The organism is Bradyrhizobium sp. MI1.7 (genome assembly GCF_055811795.1).
The window spans coordinates 53,080-74,016 of sequence record NZ_JBVVPO010000047.1; the positions used below are offsets into that span (position 1 = coordinate 53,080).

A 20,937-nucleotide genomic window follows, 5' to 3' on the forward strand; every position below is an offset into this window, starting at 1 on the left:
CAAATACGCTCAACACCATCGAAACGGCGGCGAGGATCAAAAGGTCACGGACCATGATGCCCCTCCCTTTCGCTGGTTCAATGGGGCAACAAACCCAACGTTCCTAGACGAGCCGCTCGCCGCTTCGCGGCGTGGCCTGCGAGCCACATGTCCGACCAAACCGAGGCGATCTGTCGAGATTCGAACAGACGCGTCAGCGCCATGTATTCAGCCTACAGCCATTGGAATGGACGGCGGGTCGGCCCGGTGGCCTCCTCCAGAGCCACCGGGTTTTTCCGGTCTGCGAGGGCGAGTAGCCGAGGGCGCTGTGTGGGTGAGGGCAAATGGGTTTGGATAGTAATCTTCATTTTAAAATCGCTGTCATCGCCCTTGGCGCGTTTACGACCGTCTTGGCGATCAAGCTGATATTTTCTTCCTGAGGCGTTGAGGTTCCCGGCCGTCATATTTGCACGGTAGGGTGCAGAGGCGTGCCCGATGCTCTGGGTGCGCTGACGCAATGCGCTTGCGTTTCAATTCGTTGGTTAGGGCTCGTCTTTGATGTGGGGAGATCCGCTGGCCCGGCTCAGCGCGTAGAGCATTGCGAGCGTGGCGCACAGCCACCTGGTTTCCGGCTTTCTCGATGTGCTCTATGGTCCATATCAGATATTGCATGGCGGTCTTGGAAGGATCAGGGGCAGCAGTCATTGAGGTATCAAGTCACCGGTTCGGGACTGGCGTTGTTACATCACGCCGTCAATTCACCTCCTTAGACGAGAGTCGAATGCAGCAATTGCGCTGAGTTGCCGTTCTTTCCTGGCACCGTAGCTCCTGCGAGCGGCTGCATATTGCGCATTATGGATTTGCGAAAACCACATTTGTCGATGCTTTTTCCGGCCTGTATAAGTCGGTAGCTTCTTCTCCCTATTCGAAGAGGCTATCATGAACGCATTGCATAGGTGGCTTTCGCAGCAGCACCACGGGTTGCACACCTTCCGCGAATTCCAGCAAAAACTCTACGAAGCCTGCAAGGACGAGCCTGACCACAAGGGCCTGTGTCGGCTGCTGAATTCGGTCGTCGACAACTATGTCGATACGTTCGACGAAGCGCCATTACCGGTCGCGGTCGCCGACCATGCCTATCATCGTCTGCTCGATCTGGTGGCTGGCATAGATTTCACTGCAAGCGCCGAGCAGCGCCTCGCCACGATCAACCGTGTGGCGGCCAGCGATTTGCTGCCCTAAAGCGCGATGTAGCGAGCGCTTCGCGCTGATCTAGTCTGGACGCGGGTGGAGGCGGGCAGCGAACGCTCTGCTCAAAGACCGCCGTGCTCCGAACGATAGGAACGCGACCCCGCTCCGGGGCCGGTTAAGGAACGCAGCTTGATGCGGGCGGTTGAGATCGTGCGGCACAAATTACGGAGCGCGCCCCGGCAGCGTATCTGGTTATGCAGACCACTTTTTGATGAGTTGAGGCGACCAGAGCGCGAGGCAGTTGAAGCTGAGCGACAGCTTGCAGAGCAGGAGGTACTGGTGATTGCCTTGAAGCGGCAGGGCCAGGACATAATTTAAGTCGAGGGCGAGCTGAAAACGATGCGTGCCAACCAGCGCCTTCGCCAGGAAGACCGACTTCGCCTTCTCGCACTGCTGCAACCCTAGCCATCCAACAGGAGCCTGAACGAGACGCTGTCCTGCAGCAACAGGCAGCGGCCCGTATTGTGCGGCCGGGCTCGGAATCCCACGCGGGCAGCGACCCCGCCGCCGCAAGCGTCGCACCGGACTTCGGTCGCGCCCTTGTCACGCCTCGCCCGACCCCGGAGAGGATCGACGCCCGCGGCGTGGCGCGCAGCGGCAGCGGCCGCTCCGCGACCTTCAAGGGACTGGCCACCTCCGGGGGTGTATGGCCGACCAGCGCCAACAGGCAGCCCCCTGGTGAAGAGCATCAGCCCGCTCAGCCAAAGGGCGAATGCGTTGCTTCTGTTCTTGTGTTCTTGCAGAAGTCCTCATCCATCGCGCCTCTCACACCGAACTTCAGTTCGGCGGCTTCAGCTCGCCGGCGAGCCAGCCAACCGCGTCCGTTTGCATCGGATCCACGGCCAAGCGAACCACTTCGGTACGCTCGCAAGTCGAGCACTCGAAGGTGCGCTCGTCGAATCCGCGCGGGCCGGGAGAGATGCGCGCCAACCCCATCCGGTGTTTGCACACAGGACACATCGGACGCTCGTTGGTCGAGAGAGCCATCCCTGAGATCTCCACGGCCGATGATACGCCGTCCGCAGCCGGAGTCTTCAATTTTCGTGCACGGAAGAACCTTCCGAGGAGCGCCAAAGGGAAAGAGCCTGAGCCCGGTCGGCCCAGATTGATGGTCGTGCTCATGCCATCACTTCTGCAACCGGCAGCGGTCGTCCAGGCCTTGGCTCACTGAAGGCGATCGGGAAGGTCGAAGCGGAAAGGCTCTGCAGAGCGGCCACCTCGTCAGAAAGCCGCCGTTCGATGAACTGGCGTTCCAAAGGCAAAAGCCTGGTACGCAGGAGCCGACGGTAGCGGCTGATGTTGTTATGATGGGCACGAAGGCGTGCCAGGTTTTCGTCCGTCGTCATCTGGGCCTCCGAAACTACGCCGCGGCGGCCGCACGTTCGGTCGAACGGAGACGGTAAGGCTTTCCGCCGGGCGGCGTCCGGGGGCCACCGTCCAGGGCGCGCAACGCGTCCAAGATCTCGTCGATCGATACCGGTTTCTTGAGGCCGGCAGGTGCGCGCATCGACGGGCGAGAGGCGATCGCGGACGCGTCGGACGCCCATGATGCCAGGATTGCGCGTTTCTCGCTCAACGTCAGCGCCGGATGATCCAGCACGTCTCTCGGTGCTTCAAACACCGTGCCGGGATGAAGAAGAGCGTCGAAATCGAAAACGTTGTCGTCAGCGGTCGTCGGCCGCATGGTCCTCTCCTTTTCATTGACGAATGGATGGGAGCCGCACGATTCGTCGCGCGGCTCCAATGGCGTCTGCGCTAGGCGGCGGCCTTAGCTTCCAGCTTCGGCACGCTGCCGGCCGAGGCATCGCCGATCGCAATCCGGCGGGGCTTCATGGCTTCCGGGATCTCGCGGACGAGTTCGATGGTGAGCAAGCCGTTATTGAACGCGGCACTCTTCACCTGGACATATTCGGCGAGGCTGAACTGGCGCTTGAAGTTGCGGTGCGAGATACCGCGATAGAGGAAATCACGCTCTGTCTTGTCGGATTTGCTGCCTTCGACCGTCACCACGTTCTGCTCGGCGGTGATGACTATATCTTCGGGCGAGAAACCCGCCACAGCCAGCGAGATCTGATAGCGATCCTCCGCCAGCCGTTCGATGTTGTAGGGTGGATAGTTGTCCTCGCTGGCCCGCTGAGCGGTTTCTGCGAGGTCGAAAAGGCGGTCGAAGCCAATGGTCGAGCGCCAGAGGGGTGCAAAATCGTAGGTGCGCATAGCCAAATCCTCCTGAGAGCAAGATGTCTACGAGCGGCACCGGACACAACCGGTGCCCGTCTCTTGGCCCGGGCCCATGAGGCGCCCGGACGCCATCGTCAGATGGCGACAAAAAAATTAGCAAAGCCGGTTTTGGTTTCAAGAGGGGGGCTGAAAAAATTTTGCCACCGATCGCCGCACCGTTACAGGTCCTCGCGCAACCCCTTGAAGAACGGATGCCGCACCTTTCCCTCGGCGGACTTGGCGCGGTACTCGATCTCGGCCAGCAGCTTCGGCTCGACCCATATGCCCTTGTGCGCGATCCGCTTGGTGTAAGGCTGTGCCTTGCGGACGAGCCGCTGAAGCCTCTTGCGCAGCTCTGCGGCCGATGACTTGTCGAAGCCATGGTCGACTTTGCCCGCATAAAGCAGGTCCTCGCCCTTGCGCCGACCGAGATACGTGCCGTCCCATTTGCCTTCATCGAGGGCGAACCCGGCGATGGTGAGCGTCTCCCGCTGGGCGCAGGTTTTCTTGACCCAATCATTGCCGCGGCCGATCGGGTAAACGCTGTCGCGCACCTTGGAGACGACGCCTTCGAGCCCCACCTTTGCAGGCGTGGGCAAACATCTCGCTCCCGTCGATCTCAAAACTCTCGCTGAATTGGACGTCGGTACCGGCAATGATCTTCTTCAGCTCGGCCTTGCGCTGGAATAGCGGCAATTTCCGAATGTCCCTGCCATTGAGGTAAAGCAGATCGAAAGCGACCAGGACGATTTTCGTCGATGCGCCCTTGAGCTCGTTCTGCAGAACCGAGAAATCTGTTGTGCCGTCGGCGGCGGGCACCACGATTTCAGCGTCGATGATCGCGGCACGGGCCCTGACGTGCCAAGCGTCGTTGGCGACCTTCCGGAAGCGATTGGTCCAATCGTGGCCGCGCCGCGTGAAAACCTTCACCGCTTTGTTGGCGAGATGCACCTGGACACGATAGCCGTCGAGCTTGATTTCATGGATCCATCGATCGCCGGTCGGTACTCGGTCGATCGAGCTCGCTAGGGCCGGCGCGGTGAAGCCGGGCAGGGGCACTTTGACGCCGAGCGCTTCCGGCGTTTTCTGTCGGAACGCCATGGTTACACGAGGCGCAGGTTGAATTGCCGAAGATCCTGCGCGGCATTGCGGTCGACGAATTCCTTGAGGTGTGAGGGAACGTCGCTCTGTTGCCAATTGCAACGGCGCTGGAGCTCGCGGGCAATGTCCTCAGAAACATCTTCCGAGCAGCGCTCGGCTTTGTTGAAGGCGATTACCTTGATCGGCCTGCGATATTCTCCCGCAAGCAGATCCTGGATGACTGCTTCTTCCGCCATCTCCAAGTCTGCTTCGCGCCAGGCGCGGCGATTGCGGCCGAAGTCATCTGCGACCAAATAGACGGTCTCGTCACCGTTCGGGGCAATCGACATAAGCCGTCGGGACTGACGCATAAGCAACTCACACAACGGAACCCGGATTCAAGTTGTCGACGTCCGATTCGTTCCTGTCGCGGTGCGTACGCAGTTGGATCAGAGTCGGCACAACAGCGCGACGGTCTGAATAGGAGGCTTCTTAGTTCACAGGCACGTTTTTGGGGGATGACCGGATTAGGAACGCCTCCGATTGCCCCTAGTTGAGGGTCTGGAGAAGGCTCATGAATAGGCGAATTCATGAAGCCGTTGCGGCCCGGGCCTACGAGTTGTGGGAGCAGGCAGGTAAGCCAGAGGGCCGAGACGAAGACTTTTGGCGCTTGGCCGAGCAGGAATTGCTCAACGAGGATCAAAGCTCACCTCGACGCACACCGGATACGCTTTAGGCGAGGGCTACCCGGCATACCCGCGCTTGCCGGCTATCATCTGCCCTGCGCAACCCTGAGGAAATTTGGCGGCGGTCTTTCGAAGCCACCATGGAGAACCGGTCCAGTGCCGGCAACGTCTCGGCCCTGACTGTCCGCAGACGGATCGTCCGTCATCTCCAAGCCGAAGGGTTTGGAACGCTTCCCGTACAGATCTTTTGATTTAGTCGCGGATTTCGAGCGAGTTGCCGCGTCCTGGTATCAGAGAAGGTCGAGTTAATGGCTTCTGTCAAAGCGGAATTGGATAGATACTTTGAATTGTTCCGGCGACGGGTGCCTACGAAGGTGTCGACCTTCATTCTGTGGCTACGAGAACCTCCTCGTTTTGGGTCCGTGTCGTTGTCGCCGGGTTGCTCATCCTAGGAGGCGTCTTCAGCTTTCTGCCTATCTTCGGCCTCTGGATGCTGCCTCTAGGCCTTCTTCTGATCGCACAGGACATCCCTATTCTACAGAAGCCTCTTCTCATGGCTTTGAGGTGGATCGAGGCCAAGTGGGAGCAGCTGAGAGCGCTCTTTAAGAAGAAACCATCACGCTGATAGACTTGATCCGGCACGCTTACTCGATCGCAGCGTCACCCGATATCCGGACGCCAAACACCCGCGCGACCTGCGTATCGGTGCCGCGTAAGTCACCTTGCCGCGCGGTGAAAAACCGCGCGACGATGAGTAGCATTGCTTTTTTTGATCGCACAGTTCGTTCTTTTTCGAGAGCAGATCTTATCGATCGTGGGTGCGCTCTCGCGAGAGGCCAGCACATGATTGAGCTTTGGAACAAGTGGTACGGGACCTTGGCCTCTGTCGAGGCGCTGGCAGCCGTCGTCGTTATTGCCGTGGTGACCGCTGGCATTCTTACGCTAATTGAGAGTCAGCGGCATAGGACAAAACATTGATGGGGAGACGTCGGAAAACGATCAGCTAGACCAGAGTAGTTCAGCAGGTGAGTGGCGCTAAAAAGTGCTCCTATGCAGGAGGATCAAATGATCCTTTCTCGTGCAAGTTGGACAAACAGGAATGCTTCTTGGCGGCAAGCATTTTGCACATGCGCGGTGTTGAGCATACTGGTCGCAGCTCCTGCATTCTTGATGATACTCCTGCTGGATTCCCAGCTCGTCTTACCAGCGCTCAGTATTCTATTTTTCTCAGACGCGATGATCACTGCGCTCTTGGCTTGGGCAAAGTCGGGAAATGCGACATTAGAAAATGTAACGCTATGGGATGTTGCCGGAGCATTGACCATGATGGGTTGTGCCGCAGCGATCCTTGGCGAACCAGATCAAGTGGCACTGCTTTTCGAGCAACCGGTCGGACAACATTCGGACGCGGCTCTAAGCGATTGCACTAGCCCCTGATAAACCGGCGACGTTAGGGCCCCGTTTCCTGGTGGCAGTATCGGTCGAACCGATCCAATAGACGTATACGATCTCGCTTGCAGCTGCCCATTCCCCTGACGCGGGGACATGACCCGTGCCTGATTATTTCGATACGGATGTCCTTAGCGTATTCTTGCAGATCGTTCTGATCGACCTTCGCTGATGGGCCAGGACAGGAAGAGGCTCGTGCACTGCAACAAACTGCATCGCTGTTCGATCACGTCGGCGCGGCCGAGCAGCGACAGCGGCAGGCGCGGCAGGTACACCGCTCCCTTGCCATTATGCCGCGGGCCGCGATGGAACCGGCGCGGCGATCATACGGTTGATTTGACATGGAAAACCTCCAATGGAGGGTGTCATGCAGAATTGGCTAGAGAATTGGACGAACGCAAAATTTTGTGACGTCGCGAACCTGATCCTCGGCGCGTTTCTCTTCGTTTCGCCCTGGATATTCGGTTTCGATGCCGGGACGGTCTCTCAAAACGCCTATATCACCGGTATCGCCATCGCGATCCTTGCGATCGCGGCACTGGCGGCATTCGCGGTGTGGGAGGAGTGGCTGAACCTCATCGTCGGCTTGTGGGCGTTCGTATCGCCCTGGGTATTGGGTTTCCAGGGAACCACCGCGATGACGGTGCATGTGATCATCGGCGCGGCGGTCGCGATCCTGGCAGCGATCGAGCTCTGGATGATGTCCCAGATCCCGCCGCGGCTGACCAGCGGCAGGTGAGAGCTGAGGTCGTTTGGCTCGTGGCATAGCTTCGCCGTTACCGGCAAAACCATGTCCTGGCAACACGGTCGGAGTCGTTGCTTCAGGGCATAGACGGACGAAACCTCGGTGTGTCGAGGGAGGCAGCGGATATGTGGCAGGCGCTCGGCTTATCGCCGGTGGCACCTGACAACTATTGCCTGCAGCGGCTCGCGTCGTGCAAGCGGTCGGATGTCCGGGGTGGGTCAAAATGCGAAGAATAAGCGGACCTCGTGGAGCGATGCCGCCACTTCGCCGAAGGGCCAAACGCAGTCATTCCATGACTTCATCAGCGCGAGACACGACGATGGGAGGAATTTCGAGATCAATCGCCTTTGCAGCCTTCAAATTGATGACGAAGCGGAATTGGGTCGGCTGCTGCACCGGAAGTTCAGCCGGATTTGCTCCCTTGAGAATTTTATCGACGTAGCGCGCCGCATTCCGGAACATGGCGCTCCAGACTGGCCCATATGACATGACTGCGCCGGCATCCAAAAACAGATCAGCGGGGGCCATGGTCGCGATGCGGTAGGCACGCCCGAGTTGCGCGAGCCGCTTTCGCTCGTTGTAGAACATCGCGTTCTGGGTGATGATGATCGCATCGAATTTTTCCGCCGCAATCTGCTCTATTACGGGCTGAAGCTGTTCGGGGTGTTTGGCTTCGAATGCTTTGATGACGAGTCCTAGCTTCTGAGCGCTGGGTAGAAGTTCGGAGGCCTGCCGCTCGCCGTCGTAGGGATTATAGGGATTGACCAGGAGCGCAATGCGCGAGGCCGCAGGAATGACCTCCCTCACCACTTCGAGCCGCTTAACCGCAAGATCGAAGCCCATCGAGGAGAGACCGGTGATATTGCCGCCGGGGCGTGACAGGCTGGCAACCAGCTTCAGACCTATGGGATCGGGGTTGGCCACTAGCACAATGGGGATGAGCGACGTCGCCCGTTGAGCTGCCAGCGCCGCTGGGATGGAGCCGGCCACGATCACATTGACCTTTGCGTCGACCAATTCGGTCGCCATGCGATCGAAAAGCTCTTTCTGCTCCGCCGGAAACCGCTCCTCGAATTTGATTGTCTTGCCTTCGATGTAGCCTAGGTCAGCAAAACCTGCCCGCAACGGGGTCGCAAAATCCTTCTCTTCTTCCGCACTCCCGGCGTGCCAGAGGACGCCCACGACTGGGACAGAGCCTGCTGGCTGCGCAATGCCGAATGACGGGTGCAAAAGGAGCCCGGCAATCCCGACAAGAAATTCCCGCCGTCTCATCTCATCCCCAAAAGCCTCAGAGGGGCCACATCGTAAGGATTCCAATCGGGATTTTGGAAGGGCGAAAGTTGACTTTGCGCCGCAACATTCGATGTGCACTAGGTCGCAGTTGGGTCACAAGCCGCCGATCACGCTCAAGATGGCGACTTCCGCTTTGCGTTGGTAATCCGACCTTTTATGAGTACACGCCCTAAAGTGATGACGACATGGGCGCGTGGGCTTCGGTCCAACGCTCCCGGCGGGCTTGTCTAAAGGTAAGGTTTCAATATTTGAAGCGTCTTGCTCGTCGTTGCCATCGTCATTTCATTGAGCTCGATCACTGATGCCGAGAGGTCCAAGGGCAGCAGAACACCATAGGGGGTTTCCTCGGCAGCGTGATGCCTTCCGCGGGGCAAGAGCAAGAGGTCCTGCTTGTATCTTTCGGCGACAAGATACGTGTGGGAAACTTCTCTAATGGTTTCTGCGTGAAGCAGCCCGAGTTTATCGATCAATTTTGGGAAGATCTGAATTACAAGCGGAGTTCTGACAAGGAATCGCTCGCCATCCCTTGGGGCACCTCTGAGAGCTTCACTGCCTCTACGAAGCGCGCGGTCTATCCCAGTTAGTTCTGCATAAAGCGCGGTAGCGACTGCCCGAGCGTCGTGATCGCGAATCCGATCGTCTCTGCGCCGATTGAGATGGGCATTGAATAGCGCACCCACAATAATAGCCAGAAGGCCCAGGCTAGATCCCGTTAGGGCGCCGAGGAAGGTGGCGATTCCTGGCGGTTGTGCACCTAGCCAATTCAAGAAGGCCATTGTCATCCTCCTTGCTGATTGAGCCGCGTGACCGTCTTCACGTCAAACCGCCGGTTCACGCTGTTGGGCTTTGCCAACTGCAAAAGGGGGCCGCAGCACCTTTTGACGCTGCGGCTCTCGCCGGGTTTAAAAAATAACTGAGATATTGGCCAGCCCGGCACCCAGAAGCTACTCCGATGTGAATTCGGTGCAAACGTAAATCGGTGTGTCCCTTAGCGGCACCGAGCGGACGGTTGCAGAATGGATGGCAGCGCATCTGACATGGACAGCAAGTCAACTCCTTTCCTCCAAGCCCGCCTGCGTCTGGGCATGCGTCGCTCTCGAGCCCATTGTGATTATGGTCCTAAGCGCATTCAGCGACTGCCAGATCGGGCTTCAAGATCCGGGGAGAGGAACACCGTGGATTGTAGGTCAACTTCGTTGGCCTCGAAACTCGCCGCAAGCTCGCCGACAGGATGAACCTAGACGACTTGAGCCGCAATTTTTGTATTGGCCTCACATAGAGTCCCCTATGAGGGGAGTGGCCTGATTTACCTTCGGTAACTTTTGCGAGGTGATCAAAATTCACCATATGGCCGGTACCGGACATGCGACACTGGACCCATCACCGCGCGGCCCCCGGCATCTATCGGTGATGAGAACGCCATCACGCGCTCCCGCCTCCTTCCCTTGGGACAGGAGCTGGCGCAATACAGCACCGACGCCGCACTAAGCAAACCACAACCCTTGAAGAACGCCTTGCCTTAGAAGCTTTTCGCCTGCGCGAAGCGCCCAAATTGCTTCCGCCAGGTATCGAGCGGGAGCGGGCGGTGCGCAAAGCTCGGCAAGCCGAGACCGGCGCTCACATAAGCGAGTGGCTAAACTCGCCGGGTCTGGCGCCCCGAAATGATCGGATATCGCACCTATCTCATAGGCGCGGATGGTCACATTCAACAGCGGATCGACCTTCTGTGCGAGAACGACGAGGCCGCAAAGGAACAGGCCGAACAGCTTGTGGATGGTCATGATGTAGAGCTTTGGCACCTCAACCGCAGGATTTGCGAGTTCAAAGCAAAAGAGTAGGGCCGCCTCAGTTGGCGGCCTCCGAGTGGCCAGCACCTAACCGGCGGGTTTTTCTTTGTCCGCGTGCGGCTGCTCGCCACGGTTTTCGGCAGTCTGCTCCGAATCCCCGGGCTTCTTCCCGGCCATGTTCCCAGGATTGAAATGGTACTTGCCGTCCGGATTCTCGCCGGGCTGCTTCTCATTTGGATCTTTGTTGTTGTCGTCGGCCATAAGGCTGTTCCTTTAGAGGGAGGAACAACATGCAACAGGGCGGGCAATCCCTTAGTTCCTACCAGTGGCACTAATTCACTTTCGCGAGTGGCCTATTTCGGCCAGTACCCACTTATTCGCCAACAGCGGCGCGGAGGCCGACATTTCACGAAGGTCCGCCGAACATTGCTTAGGAACCCGCAGTGTCTTCGTGTGACGCCACCTGTTTCCCGGATGCGTCAGGTGACGTAGAATGTCACTGCCCTTGAAGCGGGACGTGCCGAAATCACCGTCCGGGCAAACGAGCAGCACTGGCGCTATCGGCAAGCACACTCCTCTTAGAGACCGTTCTTTTTTCGGTTTCGCACCACCGTTCACCACGAACTTTTGCGCGCTGCGTTTGCGGCGGCTCGTTCGAGTAATGTCGGGAGGAAAGCGATGGGCAAGGTCGATCGAAGGTCCGCACTGGGAATCGGGTTGGCTGCAGTTTCGGCTGCCATGGTCAAACCTGCCGCCGCTCAAGCCACAAGCTACAAGGATACGACGCCTTGGCCAGGTGTGGTGGTGCGTGAATATGAAGGCGAAACACCATCCCTGATCCCAGGTTTTAAGACCGTCTCAATGCGCGATATCATTATGCAGCCGGGGTCGAAGACCATGGGGCCCCCGATGATGAATGCCATGGTCTGCCATATCACCGAAGGGGAGCTTCGGCTTGAGCAGGAGGGAAAGACCTTTTCGGGCAAGAAGAATTTTGTCTGGACCTGCAACAAGGAAACTAAGGAACAGGCGTACAACGACGGGAATGTGGTCGCGATTATGCGGATCACCGACCTGAAGGCTTAACGCTCGCTTCTTCGCAAGAGATTGATTGTGGGAGCGGATGGCGCATGCGACAACGCGCCATCCGCGTGCAGGACCGCTTCGGGTCAAAATGAAGAACTCAGAGTGAGCAAAGTCAGTCCGCTCTACTCCACCAAGCGGACCTCAATGAAAGGTGTCGCCACTTCGCTGATGGGCCACTTCCGGACTCCTGCATCGCGGCAATTATACCAGCGGTCAGAAGAGCTGACCGGTGAGCGCATGATGGATGAGCCGCCACCGAGGCTCAACGCCGACTAAGCAAGCTGCGTAGGCTGATCGGCAGGGTGCGCGGGTGATGCCCGCAGCGACCGCCAGCCCAGCCGCCGTTAGTATCCGCGGCGATATGCCCGTCGCGCAGTCCTTCGACCGACGCCTGCAACGCTCGTTGCAGTTAGCGGCCGTCCTACTCGGGCATCAGCACGGTCAAGGGATAGCACCACGTTCTTTTCAGGCGACCACTGAAACGAGAAGGGCGCCGCCGCCAATAATGCGCCTCCAACGATAATCGCAAACACACTGAGCTTTTTCATGATCGGTCTCCATGTTGATATCGCGGCGTTATTGGCATGGCGGCCCCAAATGCCGCTGATGCGAGAAAGCACCGCCAAAAGCGGGCAAGGACCCCATCATCGCAGGGAGCGCTATCAGGCCAAACGCGGTCGCCAATCCGAGAGAAGAAAGAGCCTTTCGCCGAGAGATCATGAGATCCTCCTCAAGCTCTCCCGCACAACAAGTATAAACCAACTCAGTCGCCTCGGGTTGATCTACATCAGTGTGGACTGAGCGAGTGGACAGTAGCACTGACCTGACTTGCGAAAGGAGGCTTCGGCGCGGTGGCGCAGTGCAAGCATGTGTGTCGATGGATGTCCCGACATGATGACGTGGTCGAGGTCGAGCTGATGCGCGCGCGACGGCGCGACCGTCGAAGGATGGCGGATGTGAGCGCAACCGTCCAATGACATAGATCAAGACGAGGACAGGCAGAGCGAGTAAACTTCTAATCTTGGGGCAGTCCAGTGAGGGAGGCAGTCATGATCTCTCGACGGAAGCTTCTTTCTTCTTTCGGCTTGGCGACTGCAATTGCCGCGTTTCCGACCGTGCTGATGGTCCCTGACGCGGAGGCGCAGACCGCTGGCATGGAAAGGCGTCAAGATCGACGTGAGGGGCGCCACGAGCGCCGCGAGGATCGCCGTGACGCGCGCCAAGTGCGCCGCGAGGGTCGCCGTGAGGCGCGCCAAGTGCGGCGCGGTGTTACGCCGGCGCCAGGAGTTACGACGGGGGCAGCTAAGTAGCTTGGCTAGAGCGTAGTGGGTCGATAGGTCTTCATCTCCGCTCATCGTCCCGGTGCAGCGCGTGCAGTAGCTCGCGTTCATGAAGGGAAGAAATGATCGAGACGCGGCATCCTATATCTCCCACGCATTTGCCTTGGTTCATCACGCAGCCCTGGGCAAATTGACTCGCTCATGGTGTTCACCGCAGCCTTTCTCTTGTTGTTCATCGTGGCAATGGGCGTCCTGATGCTCCGACTTCTCTGCCTGCCTGAGAAAATGGTCCCGCAGGAACAGAAGGCCAAATATGAGGTCGTTGCGACGCTCTGCTTGCTCGCGGCAATCTCCTTTGATTGCCGCTCTATTGGTGGCGATGACAGACATACCCGACTTCACGCCGCTCCTCCGCCGGATAGCTGAGGCTGTTCGGCGCATCGCTCAGTCACGGAAGATGGAAGAAGAAGTTCGTGCGCGCGCGGAGAGCCACCGGGATTTGCGACCCAAGAATCCTGAACCAGCGTTGAAGTCGTCCGATGCCGCCTGAATGTCCGTTGAGGGTCAAAAGCGGCTGCCAGCCAACCAGTGGGGCGACGTCCGGCTTCCCTCCGACAGCAGACGTGGCGTTGGCTTCCGTGGTGTTCAGCTCGGGGCCAATATCGGAAGTAACGGACACGAAGTTGCGCCGTAGGCGGAGGCAGCGTTCAATCCGACAGACGAGGAATGCGACGTATGGATGCGAGTGCGATGGGATGTGAGGCAAGGGCGTTACAGCCTTGCTTGCCGAACGGGCGCGATGCCCCATGACTTAAGGCAGCGCCGCCAATGCATTTCTGAGTTGCACCGGCCGTTTTAGCCACCAGACCGTATCAAATACGGATCCAAGGACCCAGCTAAACGGTCCGCCACTTGGTTGGCGCCCGGCGTGGACTGCTTTTCGCGATGAAGCGAGCCGACGGAATTCACGACCAGCCCACTACAAGCAAGAACAGCTATCGCAATCGCAGCGAGATATTTGGTCCTCATGACGATGGTGCCCTTTATCGCCCCATGAACTAACCGGACACTCTCAGAAATGGTTCCCGAACACTGCGGCCCAATGTTTTCGGCCGCATCGGAAGTTGCTTCCATGGCGCCAGCGACTAGCCGCTGGGGCAGGTTCCTCCTTCGGAATGGAACATCGCGGTCGCGATCAGAAATCAAGGAACGAAAGCGTCCGCCTGCTTTAGAAAAACTGAGGCCGTCGCTCGCCGGTAGTAACACGGCGCATGTCGCGGATAGCCAAAGGTCGTGGCGAACGACCCGCTGTTCTTAACACAAGCGCTCGCGCAGATAGCCAAAAGCGACGGTCTCCAGTTCTATTCAAAATCGCCAGCAGTGCCCCGATCGGTTGCCGGGGAGGCACGGGTGCTGCCGGAACCGAAGGCTCCGTCATGCGTAACCGAATTGACATTGACCACATACACTGTCGGGCCATCATTCGAGAGATCGGCGAGAGACTACGTGCGTCGCTGAAACCAGAGTCGAAACTACCGGCGAGCCTGAGAGCGCAAATCGATCGGCTCCGCGAATTCGAAGCGGCCGAGCACTGGAACAAGGCGCGCGGTTGAGCCGCAGCCTCGGCCGAACATGGATGAACGATGCCGCCGGTGAAGCTTCGTGCATCGACGATCTTGAATGAGTACGGTAAGGCGCAATCCGAATTGATCGGCAAAACCGTCGTCCTTACTGACGGAAAGGCAGGCACGGTCGAGAACGTTTGGCTGGATGAATTGAACGGGCTTCGGATTTCAATCAAAGGTCATGACGGAAGATGGCCGGTCTCAACCATCAAGTTCGAGGAGAACTAGACCTTCGCACCCGCTGCGTATCACCCCAATAGCGCGCTATTTCAGAACATTCCGATCAGGATGAAAAACCCGATCTCAATCAGGAACGTCGTGCTCATAACCGCGACCGTAAGGAACACGTCGCTCGCCGAAAGAGGGTTCATGAATGCCTCGCATCTTACGAAGCCCCGGGAGTAAATCATTCAGGGTAGAAAATGTTTCAGTTCCAAACGCAGATGGCGCGAGATGCGAGCGGGGCGGACATCCTAGGCGGCCTAATTCGGATCACAAGCAGTCGATGCCAAGTAAGCGGGGCAACTTCCACTTTGCTCTCGGAAGCTGACGTTTATGAGTACACGCCAGTTTCGACCAAGTGAGGCCCGCCGGTTCACGCTGGCGGGCCTAGCACTCCCGGCGCTCTAATCCGCAATTGGATCGACAGCCGGGAGCATTGGGGCTGGAATGCATGCCCGTGCCATGTTCGCCCTCACACGGCAATGCTCGAACTTCGCGCACCGGTATTCTTACGGAATCCATTTTCGGAACGGGGTGTTCTATTAAAAGAACACCGGCGAGATTTGAGCACCAAGGTTTTTCGTAGTTCCGGGAATGCCGCAGTGGGGGCTGGAACCACGCTGCGGCTTTTCCCATTGGACCCGCGTCTCAGATCACGCGGTTCCGGCTGGCAAGCCCAAAACATCGTATTCGAAGGCGACGCCCTCCGGATCGTTTTCATCGAACCATCGTTCCGCGGCGTCCACCGTTGCGAAAACCTTGATGTGATCGATGTCGCCGACCTGCTTGGCCGTATTGACGTACACGAAGACGGTCATTGATCCCTCTTCAGCTTGCGCCGGCCCCAATGCGGTTCTTTTCCCTTCGGGTTAAACTCCAGGACGTGGTGGCGGTTCAACGCCCGTATGACCCCGATGCGGGCAAACATCGTCGGACCGCCACCTTCCGCCACCAGGATCAAGGCTTCCATCGCCGCTTGCCACTCCGGTGCCGCGTGCTCTTTCTTCGGCAGTGCGGCAATGTACTCGCCGGCGTCGAGCAGCGTCACCAGAGTGCGTTCGCCGATCCTGATCGGACCCTCGAAAGGCCGACGCCAGCCTCGTTCGGTCATTCCTTTCGCTTCAGTTCAGGTCCCGCGGCAGCAATGGCGTGTTCAACCTCGTCGGCCAGAACTGTCAGATGCTCGGCCAGCCTTGTGAACAGTTCTCGCTTCTTGGGTTCAGTAGCAAGATCGCGGATCAAGGCGCACTCGGCAGCATCCGTGCGGAGCTTTTCTAACTGAGCCTGCATGTCCTTCATTGCGATCGGTTCCGTTCCCGATGAGGAACTATACCGCTTTGGGCACAAGTGGACAGAACTGATTGCCGGTTTTTCCTATGCTCATGACCACCTGGCGACCCCATTACCGCCAAGGTGACCTCCAAACGGCCCCGGCAACTTAGTCTTTTGCTGGGGCCGCTTTTGCGCTGATGCTGATCAGCCGGACATAGGTCCCGCTCTCGTGCAGCTCGGGCCAGCCCTTCTCAATGCTTGATGCCGGCGCCGAACTCCGACCCGGTGGCCTTGAGCGTGTAGAGAAACGGAGCATTGAGCTTTTCGATGTGAATGCGACCGTCCTGGACGGCTTCAATGGTCTTCGCGAGCTCGACCAGTTTGCGGGCGGCGGCTTCAGGTGCGGCAAAGGCACGTTCGGCGGCGAGTTTCATGCAGATCGACTACCCGATTCTTCGTCCCCCCAGGCCGAACTGCTTCACCCGCACTTGTGGTTTTTGGCGTGCAGCGCGGTTCGATCGCCAGTCATCTCACCGACGTAGTCGTCAATGGCGCTCATCAGCTTCTCGCGGTCGGCGCGGCGATCCTTCCTGCCAAAGATGAGGTAGTGGCGAAGCCGGCCGAGCTCGGCCAGATCGGTCGCTATCGCCTCGGCCCGCACTTCCTCCGCGCGCTGACGCATGCGTAGTTGGTGCCAAGCTCTCGCCGCCGCTCTGTTCTCTGCCTTGGTCATGACGCCATCGAACCGCGGCGCAGGCGAGAGTCAAATTATCGATTCCTAGCGGCGCGGGATGCTCGCGAGCTACTGCCGGTCGTGGGTGTGGAAAAGCAAAGGGCCGCCGATTCACGATGGCGGGTTTTTGTCGCTGATGCGGAACGCAGTTGAAGGCGGAACGCAGTTGAAGGCCCGTCAGTTTATCGGGCAGGCGATCCGTTTGCTGAGAGGCGGTGCGTCATGGACTGTCTCAGCCTTGTCATACCTGCTGCTATTGGCGTGCTAGCCGGTCTGTTCTTCCCCGGCCACAACAACATTGATCGGCGGAGAAGGTGACGCATTTGCCCCAGTCCGCATGAGCATAGAGAGCCCGCCGAATTCCACGCTGGCGGGCTACCCCATTCGCTCAGTGCGGAGATCTCCGACGAGTGCTAAGTTGGCACTGTGATGATCTTCAGGAATCCTCGGGCCGTCTTTGCTTTAATGGGCATTTGGGCGTGTTTCGCCCTGATGCTCTGGCTCCTTGCAAAGCTGTGGCCGGTTTTACTTGCTCTCGGTGGTTGACCCACGGCTCACGCTATCGGGAGCCTATGGGGCAATGTCAGAACGACGTAGGCTAATCCGAACCTTGGGCCGCGGAACGCGCGCGAACTACTGCGCGTCGCGGGTGTGGAAAAGCAAAGGCCCGCCGGTTCACGATGGCGGGCTGGGCGTCTCTCGCAACTGCCCTAGTAGGCGCGGCGGCCGTGCCGCCGATAAGCTGCGGGGTTTTCCACGCCCGCGAAGTATGGATTTATGGCGCACTCTGCTGCGCGGCCCGATGCCGAAGCATTGCACTGAGGCAGCGATGTGTAGCTGCAATCGTAATAGTTGGCCCCCGCGCGGTAAACGTGCAGGCAAACCGGAAAGGCCGGATTATACGTCTGAGCTGCCGCCGGCTCTGTTGATGCCATCCCGATTGCCAAAATCGCCAAGGCCGGAGTACGCATTGGAACCTCCTTTCGGACATTGACAAAGCGCGCGAAGCTCCACGAGCCAGTACTTCGATCGTACCCCGCGGAGGTCGCGACTGCGCCTGACGATCGCTACCAGCCCGCTGGTCACGCTGGCGGGCCTAGCTCTCCCGGGACGCCTTAGACGACCCTAAACGCGCGGCGTAGATCGCGTGCTCTGACCTCTCGAGCGTACGGGAGTATCTCCGCAACTATGGCGTAGGCGCGCTCTCTGGGCACGCCTAGCGCGACCTTGCCCTTGATGAACTCATCGAGGCCGACCAAAAGTTTACGTTCAGCCTCTGTCATCTGCTGCTGATGAGCGTCGATTTCCTTCTTGAGTGCGCCGTCGTCAGACATCAGTGCTTCACTCTAGTGGGAGCTGTAAATACTCCGCCGGGCAAAGGCCCGCTGGTTCACTGGCGGGCCTACCACCAATAAGCAACCCCTGCCGGTTTACGACAGGGGCTGCCGCGGATGGATGGCCTGAGGCTAGCGCCGGGGGCATCTAGGTGTCACGCCAAGGACCCGCTGAAAGTCAACGCCGCTTGGCGCCTCGCAGTTAGCAGATTTGTTGAGCAGCGCGCACAAATAAGCGGCTTGTTAGACCGTGCGGGTTTGATCACGTGCACCAAGATTGAATACATGTGGTAGTTGCATCAATTGTTCTGCAGTACGCATTGCGATCACCATTCACGCTTGGCGGTTCGCCAGCTTGACCGATCGAAAAGGTCGCGCAAGCCGTGGTCCCCCGACACACGGGCTTTTTAACTCAATGGTGCTGCGCTATTTTAAAGCCATGCCGCGTAGCACAAACCGTAACCTGCCGAGATCTGCGGACCTAATGGCCGCCAAGGACGAGCTTCTTGCTGGTCGACGGATCGTCATTGCTGCTTTGGCTGGACCGCGTCTTAGCGGTAAGAAAGGCATCGTTCTTGGTCAGGGAGCAACGGCCACTCAGGTCAAGGTGCTCTTAGACGGTGCCAAGGGCTACGTGATTCTCCATGCGCGATACGTTGATCTATTCGAGGATCGATCCGCTACCGAGGGGGTCTAGAATGACCGAAATGAAGGCGCGGTACGTTGCTTGGTATGAGCGACCGGTAACCGGCCGGTTCACCGTACTGGATCTTTCACTAGATGTGCCTGCGATCGGAAAAGGCGGGAAGCCTCTGTCTGGCTTGTCGCACTCCACTGCTGAAGCAGAGGCCGATAGACTGAACGCTGCCCGCAGCCGACCGAGGGGCCCAGAAAGGGGATGGACGGAAAGGGGCAATTGAACCGCCGGGCCTTGATTGGGCAGGAGGCGCGCGACCGAACGCTCAGAATTCTCGCGTCATTGCCGGATGGGTCCGGTTCTTCACCTTGATCCAGTCTTTCGAGCGGCCGGCGCCATAACGCCGGTCGCGGCGTTTCGAGACCAGGCCCTCGAGGCCCATGCGGCAGGCGGCGGCGAATAGATCCGAACCGATCTCGGCAGCCTCGAACGGCGCGACGAATATGCCATCAGGCCGGCCGCGCAGCAGCCGCGCCAAATTGGTCTTGCGCATCGTCAATGGCAGCTGGCGCAGGTCCTCACCGCCAAGCGCGAGGATGTCGAACGCATAGAGCTGAACCTCGTGATCATGCTTGCGCGAGTGCAGGGCGTTGAAGTCCGAGGCGCCGTCGACGCCGAGCACCACGGCCTCGCCGTCGATGGCGAATTGCTGCTCGCGGTTGTTCAGCGCGGCCTCGACGATCCAGGGGTATCGCTTGGTCCAGTCGTGGCCGTTGCGGGTGAAAAGCCGCACGGTCTTGCCCCTCGACGCGCAGGCGATAGCCGTCATACTTGATTTCGTGGATCCAGTCGGGGCCAGCCGGCACCACCTTGGCGGCGGTCGGCAGGCAGAATTCGAACGCGGTACGCATGATGCGGAGATAGGGATCGTCTTTCCCGTAAGAAGGGGCCGCGTTGCCGGTTTTGACCCGAAGCCGACCATCTTGTCCCCAGGGGCCCAAAACGGAAGTCCATTCGTTTGCGTCGATCTGACACCAAGTCCGCGGGCGCGACAGAGGAACATCAATTCAGCGCGCCCGTTGAAGCCTTTCATCGAGAGGAGGCCAAAATGAAGCTTGCCACAATTCTGGTTCTCGGTTCCCTCGCCATTGGCTCAGCAGCGAGAGCAGACCAACCCGGACCTGACTGGATGCCGATGGAGCAAGTGAAGGCCAAGGTCATGGAGTCGGGCTATTCGCAGGTCACTAAGCTTGAAGCCGACGACGGCCAATGGGAGGGCGAAGGCATCAAGAACGGACAGAAGATGGAATTCCACGCCGACCCTAAGACCGGCGTGATCGTGCGCGAAAAGCCAGACCACTAGCTTTGAGAAGATGCAAGGTGGGTGGCCAGTTGTACTTTGAGCCGCCCCCTGAGGGCATTACAGTCATTGACGCATCAGCATCTGGCCCGAAACGACAATCGGGATCGCACTGCAAATGCGCACCAAGGATGTCACCAAGGCCGCCGCGCTCTACATGCTCAAGAATGGTCTTGCGAGCTATAAGGAAGTCGCCGAGCTTTCCGGTCGATCACGGCAACTCATTCGCATTTGGGGCGGGAAGGTTGGTGCACCGGGAGCCCGAAAACGATATCTGAAGAAGGTCTGGACCCGCGCTAAACGGTTGCGCGGTTGACCGCTGGGTTCGAGGCCGCAGTTGCGAGCGCGTGATCTACTTCGGAAACAACTTGTCCCGGATGTAGCGCGACGTGGGCGTGAGTCTGATGCCGCGCGGCTTGCGCCAAGCCGCTTTGTCGATCTCGTTCTTATCGCCGATCCTCAGGGGACCGGACGCCTTCTTGGCCACAAAGATCGCGTCGCTCATCTGTCGTCCGGATTGACGGTTTTTTCCCTTTACCTCTTTCCAGAGCTTCACTGGCCCAAGTTTTAGCTTCGGCAGTTCCTCGGTGATCTCGCGGCGAAGACACTTCCTCTCACTTTCACCCGCACGCTTACGGCCGCCCGGGAACGCCCAGCGCTTATCGCGCCGTCGTCGGACCAGAAGTACTCGCCCATTCTTCGCGGCGACAAGTTTCGAGGATTTAGCCATCTTCCTGCGAATCGATTTCACAATCCGGCATCAGTTTACAGCGGGGTTCGCGCCGCAGTGAAGAGCATCGTTCCCCTATGATTACGGAGCAATCTGTCATTCGGCCTGCAATATTGACCCCCTAAGCCGGGGGATCGGCGTCCAAAATTGACCCCCTATAGGTTGGTCTGT

30 protein-coding genes and 1 pseudogene are annotated in these 20,937 nt (G+C 58.7%); 11 read left to right on the forward strand and 20 right to left on the reverse strand.

Annotation, left to right across the window (positions count from 1 at the left end; all coding sequences use genetic code 11):
* Positions 1–918 precede the first annotated feature (918 nt).
* Positions 919–1,221: a hypothetical protein gene (locus AC0L3X_RS32515; protein WP_473317120.1), complete on the forward strand. Its 303-nt coding sequence runs from the start codon at positions 919–921 to the stop codon at positions 1,219–1,221.
* Positions 1,222–1,422: 201 nt separating this feature from the next.
* Here the strand turns inward: AC0L3X_RS32515 and AC0L3X_RS32520 are convergent, their stop codons facing one another.
* The 7 genes and pseudogenes from AC0L3X_RS32520 to AC0L3X_RS32550 form a co-directional block, all read right to left on the reverse strand.
* Positions 1,423–1,629, reverse strand: a complete 207-nt coding sequence (locus AC0L3X_RS32520) for a hypothetical protein (RefSeq protein WP_028156207.1) — start codon at positions 1,627–1,629, stop codon at positions 1,423–1,425.
* 378 nt (positions 1,630–2,007) lie between these two features.
* Positions 2,008–2,352, reverse strand: a complete 345-nt coding sequence (locus AC0L3X_RS32525; RefSeq protein ID WP_259222823.1) for a hypothetical protein — start codon at positions 2,350–2,352, stop codon at positions 2,008–2,010.
* Positions 2,349–2,576 carry a hypothetical protein gene (locus AC0L3X_RS32530; RefSeq protein ID WP_283016734.1) on the reverse strand — a complete coding sequence of 76 codons (228 nt, stop codon included), beginning with the start codon at positions 2,574–2,576 and terminating at the stop codon, positions 2,349–2,351. Before AC0L3X_RS32530 ends, AC0L3X_RS32525 begins: the two co-directional genes overlap by 4 nt.
* A 14-nt stretch (positions 2,577–2,590) precedes the next feature.
* Complete coding sequence (locus tag AC0L3X_RS32535; RefSeq protein ID WP_354096939.1) at positions 2,591–2,914, reverse strand: hypothetical protein; 324 nt, start codon at positions 2,912–2,914, stop codon at positions 2,591–2,593.
* 71 nt (positions 2,915–2,985) lie between these two features.
* Positions 2,986–3,444: an Hsp20 family protein gene (locus AC0L3X_RS32540; RefSeq protein WP_283016733.1), complete on the reverse strand. Its 459-nt coding sequence runs from the start codon at positions 3,442–3,444 to the stop codon at positions 2,986–2,988.
* Positions 3,445–3,626: 182 nt separating this feature from the next.
* Positions 3,627–4,548: pseudogene (gene ligD, locus AC0L3X_RS32545) on the reverse strand (non-homologous end-joining DNA ligase).
* A 2-nt stretch (positions 4,549–4,550) separates the two neighbouring features.
* A complete protein-coding gene (locus AC0L3X_RS32550) occupies positions 4,551–4,898 on the reverse strand; it encodes a hypothetical protein (RefSeq protein ID WP_283016732.1) in 348 nt (115 codons plus the stop codon).
* Between the two features lie 203 nt (positions 4,899–5,101).
* Between AC0L3X_RS32550 and AC0L3X_RS32555 the strand changes: the two genes are divergently transcribed.
* The 3 genes from AC0L3X_RS32555 (at position 5,102) to AC0L3X_RS32565 (ending at position 7,401) form a co-directional block, all read left to right on the forward strand.
* On the forward strand, positions 5,102–5,263 hold the full coding sequence (locus tag AC0L3X_RS32555; RefSeq protein ID WP_283016731.1) for a DUF2934 domain-containing protein: 162 nt from the start codon (positions 5,102–5,104) through the stop codon (positions 5,261–5,263).
* A gap of 1,015 nt (positions 5,264–6,278) precedes the next feature.
* Complete coding sequence (locus tag AC0L3X_RS32560) at positions 6,279–6,650, forward strand: hypothetical protein (RefSeq protein WP_283016728.1); 372 nt, start codon at positions 6,279–6,281, stop codon at positions 6,648–6,650.
* 379 nt (positions 6,651–7,029) lie between these two features.
* Positions 7,030–7,401, forward strand: coding sequence for an SPW repeat protein (locus AC0L3X_RS32565; protein ID WP_283016727.1), 372 nt, complete (start codon positions 7,030–7,032; stop codon positions 7,399–7,401).
* Between the two features lie 291 nt (positions 7,402–7,692).
* On the opposite strand, the gene AC0L3X_RS32570 is transcribed toward AC0L3X_RS32565, so the two are convergent.
* Positions 7,693–8,679, reverse strand: a complete 987-nt coding sequence (locus AC0L3X_RS32570; protein ID WP_283016726.1) for an ABC transporter substrate-binding protein — start codon at positions 8,677–8,679, stop codon at positions 7,693–7,695.
* 248 nt (positions 8,680–8,927) lie between these two features.
* Positions 8,928–9,476, reverse strand: a complete 549-nt coding sequence (locus AC0L3X_RS32575) for a hypothetical protein (RefSeq protein WP_283016725.1) — start codon at positions 9,474–9,476, stop codon at positions 8,928–8,930.
* 885 nt (positions 9,477–10,361) lie between these two features.
* Here AC0L3X_RS32575 and AC0L3X_RS32580 point away from each other — a divergent pair.
* Positions 10,362–10,538 (forward strand): hypothetical protein, encoded by a 177-nt coding sequence (locus tag AC0L3X_RS32580; RefSeq protein ID WP_283016724.1) that lies wholly within the window; start codon positions 10,362–10,364, stop codon positions 10,536–10,538.
* A 36-nt stretch (positions 10,539–10,574) separates the two neighbouring features.
* On the opposite strand, the gene AC0L3X_RS32585 is transcribed toward AC0L3X_RS32580, so the two are convergent.
* Positions 10,575–10,748 (reverse strand): hypothetical protein, encoded by a 174-nt coding sequence (locus tag AC0L3X_RS32585; protein WP_354096938.1) that lies wholly within the window; start codon positions 10,746–10,748, stop codon positions 10,575–10,577.
* A gap of 417 nt (positions 10,749–11,165) precedes the next feature.
* Here AC0L3X_RS32585 and AC0L3X_RS32590 point away from each other — a divergent pair, with 417 nt between their 5' ends.
* Positions 11,166–11,573, forward strand: coding sequence for a hypothetical protein (locus AC0L3X_RS32590; protein WP_283016723.1), 408 nt, complete (start codon positions 11,166–11,168; stop codon positions 11,571–11,573).
* 546 nt (positions 11,574–12,119) lie between these two features.
* Positions 12,120–12,374: a hypothetical protein gene (locus AC0L3X_RS32595; protein ID WP_283016722.1), complete on the forward strand. Its 255-nt coding sequence runs from the start codon at positions 12,120–12,122 to the stop codon at positions 12,372–12,374.
* 650 nt (positions 12,375–13,024) lie between these two features.
* Here the strand turns inward: AC0L3X_RS32595 and AC0L3X_RS32600 are convergent.
* Positions 13,025–13,243 carry a hypothetical protein gene (locus AC0L3X_RS32600; RefSeq protein WP_283016721.1) on the reverse strand — a complete coding sequence of 73 codons (219 nt, stop codon included), beginning with the start codon at positions 13,241–13,243 and terminating at the stop codon, positions 13,025–13,027.
* Between the two features lie 1,253 nt (positions 13,244–14,496).
* On the opposite strand from AC0L3X_RS32600, the gene AC0L3X_RS32605 reads away from it, so the two are divergent.
* The gene (locus AC0L3X_RS32605; protein ID WP_283016720.1) at positions 14,497–14,706 is read left to right on the forward strand and encodes a PRC-barrel domain-containing protein; all 210 of its coding nucleotides are present in this window, start codon (positions 14,497–14,499) and stop codon (positions 14,704–14,706) included.
* Between the two features lie 647 nt (positions 14,707–15,353).
* Here the strand turns inward: AC0L3X_RS32605 and AC0L3X_RS32610 are convergent.
* The 7 genes from AC0L3X_RS32610 to AC0L3X_RS32640 form a co-directional block, all read right to left on the reverse strand.
* On the reverse strand, positions 15,354–15,518 hold the full coding sequence (locus tag AC0L3X_RS32610; RefSeq protein WP_283016719.1) for a hypothetical protein: 165 nt from the start codon (positions 15,516–15,518) through the stop codon (positions 15,354–15,356).
* Positions 15,515–15,811 carry a hypothetical protein gene (locus AC0L3X_RS32615; protein ID WP_244623531.1) on the reverse strand — a complete coding sequence of 99 codons (297 nt, stop codon included), beginning with the start codon at positions 15,809–15,811 and terminating at the stop codon, positions 15,515–15,517. Before AC0L3X_RS32615 ends, AC0L3X_RS32610 begins: the two co-directional genes overlap by 4 nt.
* Positions 15,808–15,999: a hypothetical protein gene (locus AC0L3X_RS32620; RefSeq protein ID WP_038955530.1), complete on the reverse strand. Its 192-nt coding sequence runs from the start codon at positions 15,997–15,999 to the stop codon at positions 15,808–15,810. The genes AC0L3X_RS32615 and AC0L3X_RS32620 overlap by 4 nt, the downstream gene beginning before the upstream one ends.
* 224 nt (positions 16,000–16,223) lie before the next feature.
* Positions 16,224–16,406 carry a hypothetical protein gene (locus AC0L3X_RS32625; RefSeq protein WP_343287527.1) on the reverse strand — a complete coding sequence of 61 codons (183 nt, stop codon included), beginning with the start codon at positions 16,404–16,406 and terminating at the stop codon, positions 16,224–16,226.
* Positions 16,407–16,450: 44 nt separating this feature from the next.
* Complete coding sequence (locus AC0L3X_RS32630; RefSeq protein ID WP_167768351.1) at positions 16,451–16,705, reverse strand: hypothetical protein; 255 nt, start codon at positions 16,703–16,705, stop codon at positions 16,451–16,453.
* A gap of 710 nt (positions 16,706–17,415) precedes the next feature.
* A complete protein-coding gene (locus AC0L3X_RS32635; RefSeq protein ID WP_071917452.1) occupies positions 17,416–17,676 on the reverse strand; it encodes a DUF3551 domain-containing protein in 261 nt (86 codons plus the stop codon).
* 144 nt (positions 17,677–17,820) lie between these two features.
* The gene (locus AC0L3X_RS32640) at positions 17,821–18,039 is read right to left on the reverse strand and encodes a hypothetical protein (RefSeq protein WP_283016716.1); all 219 of its coding nucleotides are present in this window, start codon (positions 18,037–18,039) and stop codon (positions 17,821–17,823) included.
* 415 nt (positions 18,040–18,454) lie between these two features.
* Between AC0L3X_RS32640 and AC0L3X_RS32645 the strand changes: the two genes are divergently transcribed.
* A complete protein-coding gene (locus tag AC0L3X_RS32645) occupies positions 18,455–18,736 on the forward strand; it encodes a hypothetical protein (protein ID WP_283016715.1) in 282 nt (93 codons plus the stop codon).
* Positions 18,737–19,001: 265 nt separating this feature from the next.
* Here AC0L3X_RS32645 and AC0L3X_RS32650 read toward each other — a convergent pair whose 3' ends face one another.
* Positions 19,002–19,505, reverse strand: coding sequence for an ATP-dependent DNA ligase (locus AC0L3X_RS32650; RefSeq protein ID WP_354096937.1), 504 nt, complete (start codon positions 19,503–19,505; stop codon positions 19,002–19,004).
* Positions 19,506–19,784: 279 nt separating this feature from the next.
* Between AC0L3X_RS32650 and AC0L3X_RS32655 the strand changes: the two genes are divergently transcribed.
* Both AC0L3X_RS32655 and AC0L3X_RS32660 read left to right on the forward strand, forming a co-directional pair.
* Positions 19,785–20,039 (forward strand): PepSY domain-containing protein, encoded by a 255-nt coding sequence (locus AC0L3X_RS32655; RefSeq protein WP_039156949.1) that lies wholly within the window; start codon positions 19,785–19,787, stop codon positions 20,037–20,039.
* 115 nt (positions 20,040–20,154) lie between these two features.
* Entirely contained in the window at positions 20,155–20,352 is a 198-nt protein-coding gene (locus AC0L3X_RS32660) for a hypothetical protein (protein ID WP_135217200.1), read from the forward strand.
* Positions 20,353–20,388: 36 nt separating this feature from the next.
* Here AC0L3X_RS32660 and AC0L3X_RS32665 read toward each other — a convergent pair whose 3' ends face one another.
* Complete coding sequence (locus AC0L3X_RS32665; RefSeq protein ID WP_135217209.1) at positions 20,389–20,766, reverse strand: NUDIX hydrolase; 378 nt, start codon at positions 20,764–20,766, stop codon at positions 20,389–20,391.
* Positions 20,767–20,937 lie beyond the last annotated feature (171 nt).